Origin of the sequence: Leptospira adleri (genome assembly GCF_002811985.1) — a bacterium.
Lineage (GTDB): Bacteria > Spirochaetota > Leptospiria > Leptospirales > Leptospiraceae > Leptospira > Leptospira adleri.
Genome location: NZ_NPDU01000012.1, coordinates 1 through 18,676, shown reverse-complemented (window position 1 = coordinate 18,676; position 18,676 = coordinate 1). Strand labels below are relative to the sequence as shown.

Genomic DNA, 18,676 nt, shown 5'->3' with positions numbered 1-18,676 from the left:
AATTTAAAAAAACGTATTATATTCCGTAAGACGTGAACCTTCTTCCAATTCTTACCTTACTCTGCTTACTTAAAGTATCTTCTCTTTTTGGAGAGGAATCAAAACCTCTTTGGAATTATATGATCCATCCATCGATCGAACAAAACTCTTCCTTAGATTGGACAGAAATTTTCTCAAAATCGCATACTCTTTGTTTTACGGGAACCTATCTGAGAGCCGATGGAAGCCTCCGATCTGCTCCTCTCCCGAAATCTTTTTTATCGTTAAGCAGAAAATATAAGGTCCGATTGATTCCCTTAGTTACGAGTTCTCATCCGAACGACTGGCATTTCTTAAAAACGGAATCGGGAATTCAAAATTCGATCGATAGTCTTAGTCGTTTTATAGAACAAAACCCTAATCTATCAGGATTGCATTTGGATATCGAATACATTTCAAATTCTCAGATATCGAATTATAAAAGATTTCTAAAAGAATTGAGGAAGAGACTTCCACGCGAAAAAGTTTTGACTCTCGCTTTGTTTCCTCAGATCGAGTTTCCGAATTCGAATTCTAAAATTCACGCGGGCCTTTTGGACGCCGATTTTATCGACGAATTTGTTCTGATGAGTTACGATTTCCATTCTTCCCAAACTGCACCCGGACCGGTGACTTCTATTTCTTGGACTAAGAAGAATTTGGATTTTCTGTCCGATAAAATTCCGCCCTTGAAACTTTGGCTGGGACTTCCTCTTTACGGATATTTCTGGAAACAAGGAGGAAAGATAAAAATCATCGATCAAAAAATCCTAACAACAAATCGAAACCGTTTTGAAATCATAGACTCGGAAGACGGATTTATAAAAATCAAAGATTCCACGGGAACCGGATTTATCTCCGACCCAAGGTCGTTGTTTCAGTTACAAGAACTGACGAAAAGCTACAAGCTCCGAGGAACTGCATTTTGGAGAATCGGGTTTTAACGAAAATCGTATGTGATTTTTACGTTCAGGCTTTTTCCTTTTGAATCGTTAATGTTGGAAGTTCCCTTATATTCCATAATTCTTTTGGATTCCATATCATAGACCATGTCGATGGGTTTCACAAAAACGGAAAGAAGCGCGTTGTCGATTTTCATTCTTAGATAAAGCGCGGGTTTTCCTTTGTATTCACCGAGCTTCGTTTTGGAAACCGAGAAGCCGACCGTATCCCTTTCCACGGGAACTAAAAATCGAAAACGAATCGTTTTACCTTCCAGAAGAGAATCCCAATAAGACTTTATAAAATAATCAAAACCTCCGTCCATCGAAGCCGGTTCCGAAAAAGAAATCGTCTTCTCCTCTAAAGGTTTTTTAGAAGTCCTTCTTGCGAATAATTTCGCCGATCCGTTTTTTAAGAACGTTCCTCCTTCCAGATAACCGTCTCTAAAATCCTCCAACTGAAAATCGGGAACCAATTTGTTTTTAGAGAATTGAATTTTCTTTTTCGCAAATATTTTTCCCTGAGGATCCTTGTATTGAATCGTAGAATAAGAATGGTTTCCGTCTTCCCAAACTTCTTCGTGGTGATCGTAATATAAAATTTTACCCGACTCTAAATCCGTTGCCGTTCCATAATATTGCATCTTCTTTGTTTCTCCAATAACGGGAAATGATAGATTCAAAATTAAGAATGGAATCATCACTTTCATATCTGCCTTCCTAAAATCACTTTCTTAGACTGAGAGAGGCGATTTCGGAATTGAATTTTTTAATTCTTAGAAAAGATTAAACATCTGTTCAATTAGGAAATAATAAATTTCTTTTCGGGAAAGTATTCCAGTTTCAGCAAATTTCGAATTCTAACTTGTTCGAAATGAAAATTTGTCAGGTCGATGAAAGATCGATCGCAACGGATTCTTAAAAGAAGAATTTAGCCGGACTTCTTTTCGGAATTTAATTTTAAACGGATCTTTAAATGAATTTTACAATTCCATTCTTATCTTTAGAATGGGAACGACAATTCCTCCCTCAAGTAAATCCGTTTCCAGTTCGATTCTTGCGGATTACGGGTTCGAAAGATTTAGGAAATTTGTAAAAGGGGTTACAGTGCAGGAAATTCACCGGTACTTGGATCAGTATTTAGAGGAGAACATTCTTCAATCGGAAACCATTCGAAGAATGAAACACGTCATTCAAGAATTCAGTATTCGCGCGCCCAAAGTTCTAGTCACGAAGTGCATCGATGGTCGAGTACACGGCAGCAAACTCAAAGGTTATCCCGTTACTACGATTCGCTTCGGTAGAACTGACGGAAATATAGTCGCGACCAATCTCAACAATTTCTGGTTTTGGAATCGGATTGATCGATTGATCAACGACGCTATCTGCAACACTCCGAACACTCCGGCTCTTTTTATCGCTTATATGCACCGATCCGATCTTCCCGGATTGGGTTGCGCGGCTCACAACCACGACGACGTTGCCGCGAGAAAGGCGATTCGGGAACAAACGCTTGCAGTTCGTAACGTATTCCAAAAGGAAAGACTCTACGTCTTGGAAGGAATCACGAACACCGATTCCATGGCGGAAACCTTGATTTTCGGAGACGGAAGTACTTTGGATACTTCCGAGATCATCCGAGATTTCGACTTTAAAGCCCCGTCCGAAATATTTCACAAAGCCTTTTTGAAATATCCGTTTAAGGATCCTTCGACGGCGAGATACGTGGGATTTAAAACTCCGGAAGAATTGTTTATGGAACCGGAACTTCTGTTTTATAACGACTTCCAAACGGCTCTCTGCATGAAATCATGTCTTTTGCGAGAAGTCACTGCTATCGTCGTTTCGGACGACTTTGCTTCTCAAAAGCTGATTCAGCCGGATCTATTCAACGCGATCATACAAAAACTTTTTGCGGTGAAGGATCTCCCTCCTCTTTTAATTCCCGCGTTGATGTATCAATCTCTTTGGAATATAGCGTATTCACTTTATACCAGACGAAAGGTTGAAATGTTAAGCGAAGAGGAACGGTGGAAGGTTTTGGATCACGCGGAAGAATTGATCTGCTACGGGGACGGGTTCGAATTGCTTCAAAGAAACAAAGCTATTCTGGTTAAAACGGGAAGAGGCAACGATACGGATGCGCTGCTTGTGGCTCGTAAAGTTTTGGAAAAAAATAAACAAAAGAGATCCGATTCGAGTCCGATCCTAGTCCATCTGAATATCGAAAACTCGGGCGAACTTTTGGCTTGGGAGGACATCAATGAAAATATAACTTCTAAAACGAATACTTTACTCAGAAATTTGGAAGCCGTCTTTCACGACGTGGAGACGATCGTCCTTACGACTTATTCTTATCGAGATCAAAAACGATTCTATCCTATCCACACGAAACAAGACAAACGAATCACTTATCCGGTCAACATCATCGAAGGAATCAATTCAGAGACTCTGTTTTCCGGTATGAGTTTAAAATCAAGGGAAGGCCTTTACGCTACGGAAAGAATGAGTAAATTTATTTGAATCGAACCGGAACTTTGATCGAATGACGGCGACGGTGTTCTAACGGCGTAACACCCACATATCTTTTGAAAAGAACTCGAAAGAAACCGACGTTTTCGTATCCGACGGCGTAGCTGATCTCTTCAATCGAATCTCCCGTTTCCTCCAAACGACGCCTTGCCCATTCGATTCGAAGGCGTTGCAAATAAGTGGAAGGCGGATCCCCAGTGGCTTGTTTGAATCTTCTCTTCAAACTTCTCGAACTCAAACCCACTCTTTCCGCTAGAGTTTCCATCGATATCGCCGAAGTGAATTCGTTTTCTAAAATATCTTGGGCAGTTGCGACCGGTAAATCTCTATGATGTTTTTGAACGGCAAAGGTCATAAACGGCGTTTGAGAAATTCGATCGGAGTCGAGAAGAAAGTGTTTCGCGCATTTGAGAGCCACTTCTCTTCCTAAAGACTGCTCCAAAACATGAAGACTCAAATCGTAGAATGCGTTGCTTCCACCGGAGGTTAAAAAATTTCCCTGATCGATGACGAGTTTATCCACGTCCAAGTTCACGGAAGGAAACATCCTTCTAAAAAGGGAAGCGAATTGCCAATGGGTTGTGGCGGATCTGCCTTCCAACAAACCGGTGGACGCAAGCAAGAACGCGCCTGAACAAACGCTCGCAATTCTTACTCCTTGCGCCGCCGCTTCTTTGAGCCATTCTATCTCGAGTCCGCATCTGCGTTTGATTCCGACTACGTTCGGTCCGATCGCGGGCACGATAACGAGATCCACCTTTTCGCAGCGACCTACGAGGTCGGGTTTGATTTGAACCTTCCCGTGAAGTTGCACCGGCTCCGATTGAATCGCCGCCGTTCGCACGCGAATCATCGAAGGCTTTCTACGATTCTCAAGATCGATTCCGGCAAATTCGAAAAACTCAAAAAGGCCGGTAATCACCGAAGCAGGCGCTCCGGGAATTAGAAGAATGACAACGTCCATAGCCCGCAATTCTACGGGATTTGGCCGAATCGCAATAAAAATACCATTTCGGCAAAGAGTATTGAGGCCGAATCGCGTCGAAAATTGGCGTAGAAGCGCCTTTACAAAAGAAAATGCAACTGCTAAACTACCCCAACAAATCTTAAAGGAGATTATGGAATGATTTTAGCCGCAAGAATTTTAGCCGGTATCGTCGGTGCGCTTCACGTGTGGATTTTTCTTATGGAAAGTGTGCTTTGGATGCGCCCGACAATCCACAGACGTTTTGGTGTTACGGATAAAAAGTTAGCGGAAGCTATGAAAGGCGTCTTTTTAAACCAAGGTTTTTACAACCTCTTTCTCGCAATCGGAGCTTTGTACGGAGCGATCTTTTTCGAAGTTCATGCGGCTTACGCACCGGCAATTATGATCTTCTCTTGTCTTTCCGTTTTTGGAGCCGGTCTTGTTCTTTTCGCTTCCAAACCCGCTATGGCGCGCGCGGCGATCATTCAAGGTTTACCTCCATTGATCGCAATCGCACTGATCGGAGCTGCGACTTATAACTGATTGAGGAAGGAATCCGGAGACAGATATAAATTCTAAACCAAATTAGAATTATTTTTGACCGATTTTTTACAGGCTTTCGGATCACATTCGAATTTTCTAATTCTTCTTGTGATCCGATTTTTTAAAATCCTTTCGAGTTATTTACTCTCTCTTAAACCCTGTACAAATTTTATCAATTCCGCTCGAAACGAAAATTCTCTAGTTCCCATTAGATAACGGAATGCGGATACGATCACATCCGGTCGCGGAGGATCGCCCCCAATAAATAGGTCCGGTTCTTTAGGAAGTTTTCCTAGTTTGAATAATCCTCCGGAAACCGCTTCCGATCCGCAGGCAACCAGAGCTTTCGGAGAAGGCATCGTTTCCCAAGCGGTGTCAAGCGGGCCTTCCATATTCGGACCTACCGGCCCGGAATAAACGAGCGCGTCTGCATGTTTAGGGGACGCGACAACTCGTACCATACTCGCTTCGCTGTCAAAAAGCGCGTTGAAGCTGGCGTTAATTTCCGCTTCCGTGGTATTGTTTCCGCTTGCGGCGACTTCTCTGAATTGAAATCCGGTATTCTTTGTCGCCTTACGGAATTGTTTTACTTCTTCGCCGATAATTTCCGCCCGTTCTTCGGGGATCCCGTTCGTATAAGTTACTTGCAACGCTTCACGATCCGTAGAGTAGACGTGCACAAAACCGGAGTCGATAATTTTTCCATCCGAGCAGGCTTCGGAACATCTACCGCATTGCAGGCAAGCCCCGTAATCAAAACGGATCTGGTCCTTAGATAAAACCTTAAGCGAATGAGTCGGACATACTTGCTCGCAAGATTTACAGGAAAGACAGGATTCGTTCGGACCAAGGACGGGTACCGGAATTCCCCTCGCGTTCGAATTGATCGGCGAGACTTTTTTGTAGTTCATCGTCTTTGCGGGACGAAGTATGTTCAATATTTCGAATATAACTTTCATAGGTCCACTCCTACATAACTCAGGTTAAAGGACTTATTGTTTAAAGGAAAATCTCCGATGTATTCTCCTCTAACCGCCAATTCCAAAGCGTGCCAGTTAAAAACAGAAGGATCTCTGATATATGCCTCTTCTATCGCGCCGTCCGCATCCAAATCCAAAGAAACCAAGACGGGACCGCGCCATCCTTCCACCGCAGAAAAATAAGTTCCTTTTTTAACCGCAGCCTTCGAGGAACCTACCTTTTCGATTTTCGGGTCGAGCGCCGATATCAGCTTCGGAATCGCCTGTACGAGCCACTTCCCGCTATTTTTTAATTCTTCGTAACGTAAGTAGAATCTCGCCCAAGCGTCGCCTCTCATCTGATCCCGATTGAGGTCCAAAGAAATCGATCCCGCAAACGTATAAGCCTTTTCTAAATGACGAAGATCACGATTTAATCCCGTGCACTTTTCAGCCATTCCCACAAAACCTAAGTGTCTTACTTGTTTTTGACGGATAACTCCGCAAGACTGAAGTCTTTCCCTGTTTGTGGAAGCTCCAACGGCTCTTTCAAAATGACTGGCAACATCCGCAGTTACGGATCGGATTCTTCCAGCAAGTTCATTCAGTTTTTCCGAAGTGAGTCCTTTTCTAAACGAGACCTTCCCAGGCGCCAAGGCGCCTCTTCCGAAACGATTTCCCGTAAGAGCTTCCATCACTCCGAGTGGCACTCCTCTTTGTAACGAACACACGCCTTGCAAAGGATAATAACCGATGTCTCCTGCGATGGCGCCGATATCTCCAATATGGGTCGCGATTCTTTCCAACTCGAGAAGAACCAGTCTCGCAAAATCCAATTCTTGCGGAACGTTGATCTTCAAGGCTTCTTCAAAGATTCTTGAAAACGCGATTCCGTAAGCGACGGTACTGTCGCCGGAAATCGCTTCGGCGTAAGGCGAAGAATCTTTCGGTCCTTTGCCTTTGATCAGCTCAATCAATCCTCGTTTTTGAAAACCGAGACGAATGTCTAAATTTCGAATCTCTTCGCCTTTTACGATAAAACGGAAATGTCCAGGTTCGATCACACCTGCGTGGATCGGACCTACCGCGTGCGAATAATGACTCGCGGGAATCGGCACTTTCAATCCCTTATATACTAAATCCTTAATGCCTTTTTTAGTTATGAATTTTTCAACGTCGGTCTTACGATCCGCAACAAGATATTTTTCGAAATCGTAAGAGGAATAATCCTCTTCTCCTTGGTCCGTTCCGAGAGAATGCCTGAGCATCGAAATCGGGTTGATCGAATCCTCGTAGACTTCTTTTTCGGAATATTCTATAACTTCGTGTTCCACTCCTGAGTTAGTCAGCCAGAAGCGGTTGTAGCCTTTTTTACCCTTCTTCGGATATAAGCCCGTTACGGTGCGCATTCAAAATTCTCCTTGGAGTAAGTGATAAAAACCCCAGATACCGATTCCCAACACCATAAGAAAGAGAAGAAGGGAATTTGTTAAACGAATCTGCAACGTTGTCGCAAACTCTTTCACGAAAGGACGGTCTTCTAAGTTAAAAAGAGGAACAGTTTTGTATAATAAAACCCCGAAAAAGACTAGACCCAAAACCGGAACAGTGATTACGAACCACTGACCTTGTGCCCATCCCGCCTTCAGAAGCAACAAGTCGTTCACGAAAATCGGAGAACCGGGAAGAACAAAAGCCAAGAACAAGGAAGCCATGTAAAGGGATAAAGCCTTCTTGTTTATGGAGTCCAGATGAAAAATTTTGCTTAGTTCTCTTTTTCCGGCGTCCATTCTCACGATTCCCATCGTAAGAAAAAGAAAGGATTTCAAAACGATGTTGCCGGCCATCACGAAGTTAAAAGTCGAATCCGGAAGATCCATCCAGAGAAAAATTCCAAGCGCGCCGCTGTGAAACAATGCAACCTTTGCGGTCATCATTCTCAAATCGTTTCTTTGATAGAGTGCGACTATACTTTGCAACATCGTAATCACTCCAAGGATCAAAAGTCCGTCCGAAGCGCTGAACGTAGTCGGATAGAGTTGATGGTCCATATGAATGAACGGGCGAAGCGCATAACTTACTGCAACCGGAACGAAGGCAGCGATTAAGGCCGAAATTTGACTCGGGCTTTCCCCGTAAGTGTCCACAACCCAAACGTGATTCGGAAAAAGACCGAGTTTCGCGGAATATCCGAAGATCGCCAACCAGAGACCGATCTCGATCCAAAGGTTTTCCGGATGTTCGGAAAGTTTTCCGGCTAAAACCTCAACCGGATGATCAATGCCGTGTAACGTTGCAGTCACGATTATAATTCCGAGGAAGGCGATCCCCAAACCGAAAGAGTTGATCAAAAGAAATTTCCACGCGATCGGAAAAGACTTTGCGGTTCTACTGGAAGAAACCAGTAGCGCGCCCGTAAAGGTGGTCGCCTCGATCAAAACCCATTGTAATCCGAATCCTTCCAAATTCCACGCGGCAAACGTAAGGCCGACGCAAAGAATCATTAAGAAAGACCACATCATAATCTGTCTCTGTCCCTTTGTGGGAGCGAGAATATAAGCGAGAAGAATCAAAAAAAGAACCGTTACTGCGATTCCGTTTAAAACGAGAAGATTCATGCCGACACCTCTTCTTTTTCATGAGAGGAAGAACCTTCCATGCTGATACGCAACGTCGCCGCCGCTCCGATGATAAACACCGCGTCTAAGAATGAACCGAATTCGATTCCTAACGGAAGGTTAGTTCTTAGGATTTGCGTCAACAAGAAGGTTCCGTTTTCAAAAACCGCGAAAGAAGCGATAACCCCGACCCAGTGACGGCGAACCACAAAACCCACCATTCCCAAATATAAAACCAAAAACGTGTAGAGGAAGGACATCTGATTCACTTCACCGAAACGAAATTTAGTAAAACCTAATATAATAAATCCGACGAGCGCCCCGACCAAAAGTAGGGCGAACGTTGGAATATATCCGACTCTTGGAAAAGTGGATTCTACGGAGTTTGTTCTTCTCGCGGTCCAAAAAAGAATCAGAGGGGTCAATATGACTTTGAAAAGAACGATCATCCCCGCTAAAAACAAACTGTGAGTTTCGTAACCGCTGTCTTCAAAAAGCGGCACAAGAAGAAACACACTCTGAAAAGCCAATAGGAGTACGAGTCGTTTTAGACGATTCTCGAGTAAGATAACGACGCCGAGTAAGAGAAGAATTAAATAACTGAATTCTGTGCCCATAATATTTCCCTTAGGATCATCCTAACTTAAGAAGAATGCCTAAAAATAGCATAAAGATAAAGTTTAGCCCGAGAAGTTCCGGAATCCAGAGCCACTTTCTTCTTGTGCTGTTCGCTTCGATATAACCGACACAAACAGAAACTAGAAGCGCTCCGAGAATCGCCACGGAATCCAGCCAAAAAGAAGGAATCGATTTGTTTAAAAAGAATTCTCCGTGATAAACTCCCATCTTCGCTACAAACAAAAATAAGGAACTTGTTTTGAGCTGCTGAGCGAGTTCAAAGAAAGCCCTTCTGCTTCCGGACGCTTCCAATAACATCGCCTCATGAACCATCGTCAACTCGAGATGCGTTCTAGGATCGTCAAACGGCGGTTTGGCGAGCTCGGCTAGAATAACCAAAGAAGTTCCCAAAAGAAAGAGACCGCCGAACGCAAGACTCGCGAAACTCGCGTTGAATACGAGATGAGATTCGAAAACGACTATGACTAAAATCATGATCGGTTCGCAGAAAACGTATAAGATCACTTCTCTAGCGGCGCCCATACCGGCGAAGGAGGTTCCGTTTTCCACCGAGTAAGCAAGGAGTGCGAACCTCATGATTCCGATCAGAAATGGAATCAGAAGATAGGATCCCCATTCAAAACTCGCCAAACTCCACACTACGATTCCGGAAAGGCACGCGATCAAAGGAGACGCTTCCGTAAAAAATCCCGAAAACGGGCCGTCTACGGGCTTCTTTCTTAGCATTCTCAACGTATCGTAAAAGATCTGAAGAACCGGAGCTCCGACCCTACCTTGAGCATAGGATCGAATTTTCATAACGATCCCTCCGCATAAAAACGGAAGCGTGATAAACGAAATAATTCGAATTATTGGGTCAAGGTATTTAAGAATAATTTCCATAAATCTCCCTCGGCTAACTTAAGGCCGATAATCACAAACAACAATAAGACGACGGTAATGGACGAAAACGCAAGATTGATCGATATCGATTCCTCGTCAGATTCGTTTACGCTCGCTTTAAAGGTATTTAAGAATTTTATAATACTATGAAGTATTGCTTCATCCAAACGGGAATTTCCCTGCTCATTCGTGAAATATCTTCCCAGAGAAGGAAATAGAGGATCCGAAATTCCCTCCGCAGGAATAGCTACGTCCGCGCCTCCGTAGTTTCCGCCGCAGTCCCACAGTTTTCTTTTGGAAATTTTTGTCCGAAGCCCTAGGACTCCCACAAAAAGAAACATAACCAGTCCGATGGAATTCACGATCGCGAGACCGCGATACCATTGTTCATCCAACCATTCTTTCGTTGGAGAATAATAGACTGCGTAAGCCGAAATTCCCAACGAAACCAAAAGAATCAAAACGCCGCTTATCGAAAGAGAATAGAGGATCGTTTTTGCGGGTTTGTGTTCCGGCCAATTCGTTCTAGGTCGAGAAAGAATCATTCCTAGGAAAATTCTTAAATGCCCCGCGGCTCCCAATACCAAACCGGAAGAAACCAGAATCAAAAGAGGTAATACAAGAATCGCGCTTTGTCCCGGAATTTCCAGAACTCCAGCCACTAATTTTACGAACGTAGCCTCTGAAAGAAATCCAGTGGTTCCCGGAATTGCGAGAAAGCTGACGGTTCCTAAGCTCAATAAAGAAGTCGGAATTCCGGAAATTCTTCCCACTCCGGTACTCTGATCTACATTAGAAAAACCTGATATCTTTGTGAGATAACCGATGGAAAGGAACTGAAACGTTTTGCTAACGCTATGATGGATCAGGGAAAGAATAAATAGAAAAGAGAAAGACCGACTTAGAACTCGAAGACTTTCCAGTTCGTGATCTTTCCACAACGCCGACAGAAGAATGCAGAGAAAGAGAAAGTTCATATTCTCCACCGTGCTGTAAGCGATCGCTTTTTTTGCATCTCTTGAAAAGAGAGAAGAAAGACCCGCCCAAAGAACTCCGAAACCCGCCATAGGAATCAAAATTTTAATGAAGATTGTGGTTCCGATCCAAGGGCCTACCCACTGGTGAAACAGAATCAAAGGAAGATTTACAAGAATTCCCGAATAAGCCGCGGACGCGTGCGCCGGAGAGCCAGAGTGAGCTTCCGGAAGCCAGAAGTGGAATCCGAAAAAAGCCGCCTTTACAAGCAAACCTGTGACCAAGAAAAAATTTCCGAATTCGCTATCCGGAGAATAGATCCAATAGGTAAAACAAAAGGCTCCGATACCGCCCGCGACGACGAGCGCGATAAAACTTTTGATGGAATTCGGATTCCACTTTCCACCCTGATACAAAAGAAAAGCGCTCACCGTGGACAATTCCCAAAAAAGAATCAGCCAAAGAGTTTTTCCAACTAAGTAACAAAGTCCGGTGCTCAGAAAGAATATGGCGTAACCTAAAAGTACGGTCGCCTTCTTTCTATGTTCGTAACCGTAGACATAGATGGAAATCACAATCCCTAAGACGGCTTGGAGAGTCAGACCGATGAATATCGGTGTGTCCTGTCCAAAAAAATTCTTACCGAGCACCCTCCCAGCTAGGAAGGGTGCGATAAGAGACATTGCGACTATCAAATAAGATAGGATGATCATCGGCTGATAAGGTCTCCTTTTTTCTATAGAGCGGCGTTCACTTGAAAGAAGAATACGCTGGCGTTGTTAGCCGAAGTGTGTTGCTTCGTAAACGCCGCCGCATTCAATTCAAATTGATTTGTGGAAGAATTGTAGAGCAACGGACTGTTTCTGTAATTTCTAACGGAATTTCCTGCGATTAAGAAACCGGCTCCCGTCCAGATGGAAACGTTATCGTTGATTTGATACATCCAAGTTAGATCCAATTCGTTGTAGATATTTCTGCCAGTGGAATAGGCTTGTGTGTAAGCGTTTCCCGTATAATTCTCACTCGATCCGGAAGCCGCGGTTTGACCGGCCGCGTTCAATGACGTTGCAACCGGAGAAGACAACGCCGAGCCAGCGATCGAATTCGCACCGCCGTTGATCGCATACCAAGCGTCGTTTTTCTGAGCTTTATCATTGATGATATAGGCCACTTGAAACATACCCCACTTTTCATGTTTGTAAGTGACGTTTGCGTTCCAAGAACTTAAGTTTTTTGTATCTATATTTTCCGAAAGACCGGCGACGTTATTCCAATAAGGAATGACTCCGAATCTAGGGTTAACGAGCGTTTGAAATGTGGAAGCGCTTCCGTCCGCTCGGTTATTATCACCTGAGGCATAGGTATATTGAGCGCCTAAACGAAAACCGGCGACGGTATAACCCGTTTGAACGACGTGAAATTGACCCGAATATTTTACTCTTTCTGTTCTCGTGTCCGCGATCTTTGCTCCGTTATCGAAAGTGCCGGGCAAATCATAACCTAAGAATTCCTTATGAATTCTCTGCCCCGTATAACCGTTCTGCCACGCACTTTCGATCGTCCAGTCCCAAGACTTGCCTTCCGGGAGATTATTCTTATTCGTTCTATTGGTAAGTCGGAAACCGGTAGTGTAAAGATTATCACTTTGTCTTTTACGATTCGTCGCCAAAACATCGTCTACCGTAGAGGCTGGCGTGGTATTCGGAGTCCATTTCTTAACGACATCTATATTATAGATGTCTAAAACGACTTCATCCAGGATTTTTACAGTATTGTAAGTTCCGAACAAAGTTGTATCCGATTGAGACGCGGAGGGGTTTGTGTTTCCCGGAGTGGAATTAACTTTCGGGTCGTTCGAGGAAAGAACTCCGTTCACACCGCTCTGGGTCCAATACGGTCTGGCGGCGAAAAAATGTGAACTAAACTTATCGAAGTCGAACATCACTCTCGCACCGTCGTAAGAAAGTCCATTAATCGTCCAGTTCGCGCCGCCTAACATCCTTTGATCCCCGTAGGCCCAAATCTGTCTACCGACCTGAACCTGTGCATTGAGAGGTAGTTTTTTTATCATTACAAAGGCTTCGCGAATACTCGTATTGTTTTGAGCGATAGAATTATTAGGCTTACCCGGAGTGTTCGGATCTGAGCTTAAAGTCGGAGTATTGCTAAAAAAACCGGATCTTATATCGCCCACGTTGGCCGGAGATTCTCCGCCCCAAACTCTCGTATCCTGAACCGTAATTTTGAAAGTAACGTAAGGACTCGGATCGATTAGAAAGTAGAATGCGGAGGTCTGCATCACCCTGTCCGTATAAGCGTGGTTCGACTTATCAAAGTTGAGATTATTTCTGGATTCGTATCTCGGTCTCAGATAAAAACCGAGTTTGATCCAATCGTTCAGCCAAAGTTTATTGGAATTCTTATTAACCGTTTTTGAAAGTTCCGGTTCGATAAACATGTGCCGATTGTATTCCGCACCGATTCCACCTTTTTTCATCGGGGAAACAAAATTCTCCGAGTCGTCCGTTTTTGCCGGGGCCGGATCGTTTGCCGGTTTAGAAGCGGTAACTTCACTCGCCCCTTTGTTATCGATCGCGGTCTGTTGAGCCGAAAGACCAACGTTAACAAGGAAGGTGAGAGAAAAGAAAAACAGATTGAAACCTATTGTCGAAATGTATTTTTTTTGATTCGTAGTCATTTTGATTACTCTTCTTTTTTTTATTTAGAAAGGATTTTTAATATTCAAAGTTTCGAATAGAGCCGGTTGAAACAGGCTCCATTCTTCAAACAAAGCGAATTACCTGACCTTATCTCGACGAAGTTCATAACAATTGATTCCTTCGTCGAGATCAAATTCCCCTCTTAGAGGTTTGTAACTAAGTAATAGTAGAATGGAATCCCGAAGATGATGTTGATCGGGAATACGATGGATAGCGCGACCGTGAGATAAACGCTCGGGTTGGCCTCCGGGATCATATCTTTCATCGCCGCGGGAACCGCGATATAAGAAGCGGAAGCACAAAGAACGACAAACATCAAAGCGTCGCCGACCGGCATACCGATGATTTTTGTAAGAAGCAAGCCGAGACCCGCGTTCAGAACCATCAAACCGATCGCAGCCACGATTAAGAAAACACCGACGTGCGTGAGTTCTTTGAATCTTCTTGCTGCCGAAATCCCCATATCCAAAAGGAAGAAAGTTAAAATCCCTTTGAAAAGATCGTCCGCGAAAGGCTTTTCAGCTTTCCAACCGGAGTCGCCGGTTACGTAACCAACGATCAGGGCGCCGACTAAAAGATAAATGGAAGAACCAAAAAGCGCTTCGTGCAAAAGGGCTTTCCAGTTAATAGCTCCACCGCCGTTCGCTTTGTTTTTGTTAAGACGATCCAAAACAACCGCGATCACGATCGCCGGTGATTCCATCAAAGCCATACCGGCTACGATAAAACCGCCGTATTCGACACCTATGTTGTGCAAGAAGGCGCCGGCAGTTACGAACGTCACCGCACTGATAGAACCGAAGGAGCCGGCCAAAGCCGCAGCGTTGTGTTTGTCCAACTTGATCTTCAACACAAAGTATGCGTAGATCGGAACTAACGTTGCCATAACCGAACAAGCGATTAGGGTAAATAGATGCTCTTGGCTAAAAGCAGTTCTGGATAATTCGTGTCCGCCCTTGAAACCGATGGCGAAAAGCAAATACATCGAAAAGAATTTAGACAAAGAATCCGGAATCACCAGATCCGATTTAAAAACGACAACTCCCATACCGAGGAAGAAGAACAAGACTGGCGGGTTCAGCACATTCTCTAATATTGCGTGCATGTCCATAGTTAGCTAACTCCATGATTTTAGGTTCGTTGCGACCGACCTGAAAGATCCAAATCAACCGTTCCCGAATCCAAATTTACTAGGGGAGGAAAGAATTTTAGAAACCTATTCAGTGATTCCCCTACTGAGGGAATAGACTTTCCAGGATTATAAAATTGGACAATCATTTTTTGAAAAATTGAAATTCCAAGCAGGTTGAAGAATTCGGAGACGTAAGGAATAGCAGGACATAATGTCCGTTTAGAGTTAGTCCCAATAGACTAACAAAATCTGAAGCAGCTTTGAACGAGGCTGCTTAAATTCAGAATAGTTTTCCTAAATATTAGGACATTTGTTTTAACGTTAAGCCGGATTCTCCTTATTTTCGCGTATTCTTTGGGTGAAGAGGAGGTTGAATTTTGGTCTAACTTTATAAAACTGGACTCGATCCGCGCCATTCTTCGTCGGAATCATTTTAAAAAGAACAAAATGAATTTTTAAGTTTCTTTTAGAAAAAAGTACTGGTCTTACAAACATTTTCAGGAAAAAATCCAAATCGGGAAACGAGGAATAAAAGGCTTTAATTCAGTCGAATCGGCAAAATCGGAATTTTTTCATTCTTAGCGTAACCTGCATCAACAATGTCATACTATCAAAATCTCATCCAAAAAATCGGATATTCTACGAGATGCGCTCAAAGAACGTTTCAAGTTTCAGCAAGGATCTTCGTTTTACTAATGATACCCTTTGTTTCACCGATCTTTTCACACTCCGATTCGGTGATTTTAGATGAGAACACAGCCGTAAAAAACATAAGCTCCCTTGTGGAATACCGTTACAGGGGTCAGCAATTTGCAGGATGTTCACCGGAACATATCTCAGGATTGGAAGATTTAGAATGGCACCCGACCGTGGGAAATGTGTTACGCGTAAAAAGAACTCCTTTTGGAAATTGGCTCCGATTTAGCGTAAAAAATGCGAGCGCCGAAACTCAGAGTAGAATTTTGATGCTAGCCTGGTTGAACGTTCCCGATACACAACTTTGTTATTTCGACAAACAAGGAAAGTTCATATCCGCCGACTCCGGATATATGAATGCTCAGGATGATGAAAGAATTTTAACTCGCCTCCCCCATTTTAAAATCGATTTGAATGCGAATGAGAACAGGATCCTTTATCTATATGTTTCTTCCAACGAAGATATAAATTATCAGATAAGAATCATGGGTTTGGAAGAGTATGAACTCCACAAAAGACTCAGATCGATCATTCCATATTCGATCATAGGAATCGTGGCGATCGCGGTTTTTTATTCTCTTTTCGGTTACTATCGGTTTAAGAATTCCGTATTTATCACGCTACCGATGTATATTATTTCCGTTCTTCTAACGTTTTATTTTTTGCACGGAAAGACGTTTGCTCAAATCGCAGGAAACACCAATAATCTTTTTCGGCACAGTTACTTTCTTTTCCTCGGAATATCTCACATTTTTCTTTTTCTTTATCTCTTCACAATCGACAAGTCGAACGAACAACGCGTATATCGTTCCATGTTTTTCTGGATAGCCGGGGCTCTCGGCGCGCTCCATACTCTGATCCCGCTGCTTCCGTCTTGGTATGAACATCGGATCCTTCTTTTGATCGCTACGGTCGGGCTTTCTCTTTTCTATTTTGTAAGAGTTCATTATCAGTTTTTTCGTCCGAATTCTTCCATCGGTTTCATTTACACAGCCTCGTGGACGGCATTCTTATTTTTAGATACTTATAAAACGATCTTCCATTTTGATTTTTACCCATTCAATTCCTTCTCCGTTTTCGGAGTGGTTTTGTTCTTACCGTTTCACGCCATCTTGGTAAGTTTTTCTTTGAGTGAATTTTTCAACCGAAAAGCGGCTGTGATCGCCGAGGAAAAAGACGGAAATTCTCAGATCAGAAAATCAACAACAAGCTCACTTAACGTTGGGGAAATCGTAAAAAATATAAAAAATCTTTTAGAGAAAAAGAAGGTTTATCTTCAAAAATCTCTGAAAGAAGAGAATATGGCTAAAGAACTCGGGTTGAGTCTGCATCAACTTTCGGAAATCATTAACGTAGAATTCGGAAATAACTTTCCATCACTGATCAATCAATACCGAATCGAAGAATCCAAAAAACTTCTTTTGGATCATCCTGAAGAAACCACCGCGGAAATCGGAAGCAGAGCCGGTTTCAGTTCTAAATCCACTTTTTATATGGAATTTAAGAAACTCACCGGAACAAATCCAAACGCATTTCGAAGCAAAAAGATCAAAAACGAAGCCGCCTTCGGCAAACGTGTTTGAGTTGATTCCTTTTTTTTACTTTCACTCAACCAAAATAAGTTTATAAGAACCTGTCCCAAAACTGGGACAGGACCCTGTAGCTTGATCTTTCCGACAAAATAAAATAAGGTTTTGGGAGGCGCTGTAAATAAAATATAGAGTAAGCTGGAAAAAAATAAGCGCATCGTCTGTTAACCTAATTGAAATCGATATAGATAAAAATGTTCGATTAGGAAAAGATGATGCTGATTAGAACTCTCTACTTTCTTGTTTTTCTGTGTGTCTTTTTGGGAAGTACGCTTTCCTGCGGATTTATCTCCTCGCTCCTCCTAAAGGACGATCCAACGCCAACGGGAATGATCGTCATATTTCAAAACGGAGACGTCGCAATCGAAAGAGAAGGCAAAATAATCAACTCCTCTCCCGGCTTGATTCTCAGAGAGAATGATACGATCAAAACCAAATCGGGATCCGTCGACGTCCAAACCGGCAAAGGCGACGTAATCCGAATCAAATCTTTCAGTCAAGTTACTTTGAAAGAGATTTCTAAGTCCGGAAAACCAAATACAAATCTTTACGTTCAAGCCGGCGAACTTCTTATTAAAACGAACAAACTCAAAGCAAAAGATTCTTTTCTACTTACTACGCCCACCGCGGTGGCCGGCGTCAGAGGAACGACTTTTTCTTTCGAACTTACTAGCGGCAATCCGCCGAAGGTAAAGGTTTACGAAGGCGCGGTCGCAATCACATTCAAAATTCCTAAAGAACTTATTGAAAATAACAAAGCTCTGGATAAGGAACTTTACGGTGAGTTCGTTCAATTCTTGGAAAAAAACGAAGTCGTTTTAGAAAATGGCGAAGAATCTTATGTGAAACCGAGCTTGGACGAGATGATTCAACTCGTTATAACAAGAATGGAACAGAATGAAAGCATTGATAAAGAATTCGAACAACTAAGAAAATTAGAAAATCCGGAATTTCAAAAGGAAGAATTTTCCCCGTCCCCTCAAGAAAAGGCCGAAGTCGAGACGATGGTCTCGGTGGAACAAGGTTTAATAGACAAAGCCCTGGTCGAAAATCCTAATTCTGCAGAGCCGGTAATTTCTTCGATTTCTATGGACATTGAAAAAAATCACGAATCGAAATTGGATCAGGCGCTGGACCATATCGAATCGGAAGCCCAAGCGAGCAATCTCAAGGACGAAGCCAAAATCAAGGAATACTACAATATTCTTGAAATGATAGTTAAAACGGATGGAACAAAATTGTCCGGCGCGATCGTCACCCAAATCGGAGATAAGTTGATTCTACATTCTCCTTCCGGCGTGATCCGATTGAATAAGAACGATATCGACTATGTGGATTATCAATCGTTCCAAATTAAGACAAAGAAAAAATAGTATTGAGGCGAGGTTTGATTCAATCGGATCCAACCTTGGTTTTTATTCCCGCGAAAATCGGTCCGATTCTCAGGTTTTCTTTTTGATCTTTT

15 protein-coding genes are annotated in these 18,676 nt (G+C 43.0%); 5 read left to right on the top strand and 10 right to left on the bottom strand.

The features are described from left to right. Positions 1-32 precede the first annotated feature (32 nt). Positions 33-962, top strand: a complete 930-nt coding sequence (locus tag CH376_RS06270) for a glycosyl hydrolase family 18 protein (protein ID WP_165781699.1) — start codon at positions 33-35, stop codon at positions 960-962. Here CH376_RS06270 and CH376_RS06265 read toward each other — a convergent pair. Beyond that, complete coding sequence (locus CH376_RS06265) at positions 959-1,669, bottom strand: hypothetical protein (RefSeq protein ID WP_100784587.1); 711 nt, start codon at positions 1,667-1,669, stop codon at positions 959-961. The genes CH376_RS06270 and CH376_RS06265 overlap by 4 nt on opposite strands. Before the next feature lie 397 nt (positions 1,670-2,066). On the opposite strand from CH376_RS06265, the gene CH376_RS06260 reads away from it, so the two are divergent. After that, complete coding sequence (locus CH376_RS06260; RefSeq protein WP_100784764.1) at positions 2,067-3,482, top strand: hypothetical protein; 1,416 nt, start codon at positions 2,067-2,069, stop codon at positions 3,480-3,482. Here the strand turns inward: CH376_RS06260 and CH376_RS06255 are convergent. Beyond that, positions 3,475-4,455 carry a GlxA family transcriptional regulator gene (locus CH376_RS06255; RefSeq protein WP_100784586.1) on the bottom strand — a complete coding sequence of 327 codons (981 nt, stop codon included), beginning with the start codon at positions 4,453-4,455 and terminating at the stop codon, positions 3,475-3,477. The two genes, CH376_RS06260 and CH376_RS06255, sit on opposite strands and share 8 nt — an antisense overlap. Positions 4,456-4,614: 159 nt before the next feature. On the opposite strand from CH376_RS06255, the gene CH376_RS06250 reads away from it, so the two are divergent. Then, positions 4,615-5,001 carry a DUF1304 domain-containing protein gene (locus CH376_RS06250; protein WP_100784585.1) on the top strand — a complete coding sequence of 129 codons (387 nt, stop codon included), beginning with the start codon at positions 4,615-4,617 and terminating at the stop codon, positions 4,999-5,001. Between the two features lie 137 nt (positions 5,002-5,138). Here CH376_RS06250 and CH376_RS06245 read toward each other — a convergent pair whose 3' ends face one another. The 8 genes from CH376_RS06245 to CH376_RS06210 all read right to left on the bottom strand — a co-directional run bounded on the left by CH376_RS06245 (position 5,139) and on the right by CH376_RS06210 (position 14,905). Then, positions 5,139-5,960 carry an NADH-quinone oxidoreductase subunit B family protein gene (locus CH376_RS06245; RefSeq protein ID WP_100784584.1) on the bottom strand — a complete coding sequence of 274 codons (822 nt, stop codon included), beginning with the start codon at positions 5,958-5,960 and terminating at the stop codon, positions 5,139-5,141. Next, a complete protein-coding gene (locus CH376_RS06240; protein ID WP_100784583.1) occupies positions 5,957-7,369 on the bottom strand; it encodes a hydrogenase large subunit in 1,413 nt (470 codons plus the stop codon). Before CH376_RS06240 ends, CH376_RS06245 begins: the two co-directional genes overlap by 4 nt. Beyond that, on the bottom strand, positions 7,370-8,578 hold the full coding sequence (locus CH376_RS06235) for a proton-conducting transporter transmembrane domain-containing protein (protein WP_100784582.1): 1,209 nt from the start codon (positions 8,576-8,578) through the stop codon (positions 7,370-7,372). It lies immediately after the preceding gene. Continuing rightward, on the bottom strand, positions 8,575-9,195 hold the full coding sequence (locus CH376_RS06230; protein ID WP_100784581.1) for a formate hydrogenase: 621 nt from the start codon (positions 9,193-9,195) through the stop codon (positions 8,575-8,577). The genes CH376_RS06235 and CH376_RS06230 overlap by 4 nt, the downstream gene beginning before the upstream one ends. Before the next feature lie 16 nt (positions 9,196-9,211). After that, a complete protein-coding gene (locus CH376_RS06225) occupies positions 9,212-10,099 on the bottom strand; it encodes an NADH-quinone oxidoreductase subunit H (protein WP_100784580.1) in 888 nt (295 codons plus the stop codon). After that, entirely contained in the window at positions 10,066-11,787 is a 1,722-nt protein-coding gene (locus CH376_RS06220) for a proton-conducting transporter transmembrane domain-containing protein (RefSeq protein WP_100784579.1), read from the bottom strand. Before CH376_RS06220 ends, CH376_RS06225 begins: the two co-directional genes overlap by 34 nt. Before the next feature lie 23 nt (positions 11,788-11,810). Further along, complete coding sequence (locus CH376_RS06215; protein ID WP_100784578.1) at positions 11,811-13,772, bottom strand: alginate export family protein; 1,962 nt, start codon at positions 13,770-13,772, stop codon at positions 11,811-11,813. Between the two features lie 164 nt (positions 13,773-13,936). Next, entirely contained in the window at positions 13,937-14,905 is a 969-nt protein-coding gene (locus tag CH376_RS06210; protein ID WP_100784577.1) for a sodium-dependent bicarbonate transport family permease, read from the bottom strand. A 716-nt stretch (positions 14,906-15,621) separates the two neighbouring features. On the opposite strand from CH376_RS06210, the gene CH376_RS06205 reads away from it, so the two are divergent. Beyond that, complete coding sequence (locus tag CH376_RS06205; protein WP_243394684.1) at positions 15,622-17,205, top strand: helix-turn-helix domain-containing protein; 1,584 nt, start codon at positions 15,622-15,624, stop codon at positions 17,203-17,205. 224 nt (positions 17,206-17,429) lie between these two features. Then, positions 17,430-18,584: a FecR family protein gene (locus tag CH376_RS06200; protein WP_420843527.1), complete on the top strand. Its 1,155-nt coding sequence runs from the start codon at positions 17,430-17,432 to the stop codon at positions 18,582-18,584. Positions 18,585-18,676: the final 92 nt, after the last annotated feature.

Excerpts from the sequence above, each read along its gene's own strand:
- CH376_RS06265 (WP_100784587.1), bottom strand. The coding sequence starts at position 1,669 with ATGAAAGTGATGATTCCATTCTTAATTTTGAATCTATCATTTCCCGTT.
- CH376_RS06255 (WP_100784586.1), bottom strand. The coding sequence starts at position 4,455 with ATGGACGTTGTCATTCTTCTAATTCCCGGAGCGCCTGCTTCGGTGATT.
- CH376_RS06250 (WP_100784585.1), top strand. The coding sequence starts at position 4,615 with ATGATTTTAGCCGCAAGAATTTTAGCCGGTATCGTCGGTGCGCTTCAC.
- CH376_RS06245 (WP_100784584.1), bottom strand. The coding sequence starts at position 5,960 with ATGAAAGTTATATTCGAAATATTGAACATACTTCGTCCCGCAAAGACG.
- CH376_RS06240 (WP_100784583.1), bottom strand. The coding sequence starts at position 7,369 with ATGCGCACCGTAACGGGCTTATATCCGAAGAAGGGTAAAAAAGGCTAC.
- CH376_RS06235 (WP_100784582.1), bottom strand. The coding sequence starts at position 8,578 with ATGAATCTTCTCGTTTTAAACGGAATCGCAGTAACGGTTCTTTTTTTG.
- CH376_RS06230 (WP_100784581.1), bottom strand. The coding sequence starts at position 9,195 with ATGGGCACAGAATTCAGTTATTTAATTCTTCTCTTACTCGGCGTCGTT.
- CH376_RS06225 (WP_100784580.1), bottom strand. The coding sequence starts at position 10,099 with ATGGAAATTATTCTTAAATACCTTGACCCAATAATTCGAATTATTTCG.
- CH376_RS06220 (WP_100784579.1), bottom strand. The coding sequence starts at position 11,787 with ATGATCATCCTATCTTATTTGATAGTCGCAATGTCTCTTATCGCACCC.
- CH376_RS06215 (WP_100784578.1), bottom strand. The coding sequence starts at position 13,772 with ATGACTACGAATCAAAAAAAATACATTTCGACAATAGGTTTCAATCTG.
- CH376_RS06210 (WP_100784577.1), bottom strand. The coding sequence starts at position 14,905 with ATGGACATGCACGCAATATTAGAGAATGTGCTGAACCCGCCAGTCTTG.
- CH376_RS06205 (WP_243394684.1), top strand. The coding sequence starts at position 15,622 with ATGATACCCTTTGTTTCACCGATCTTTTCACACTCCGATTCGGTGATT.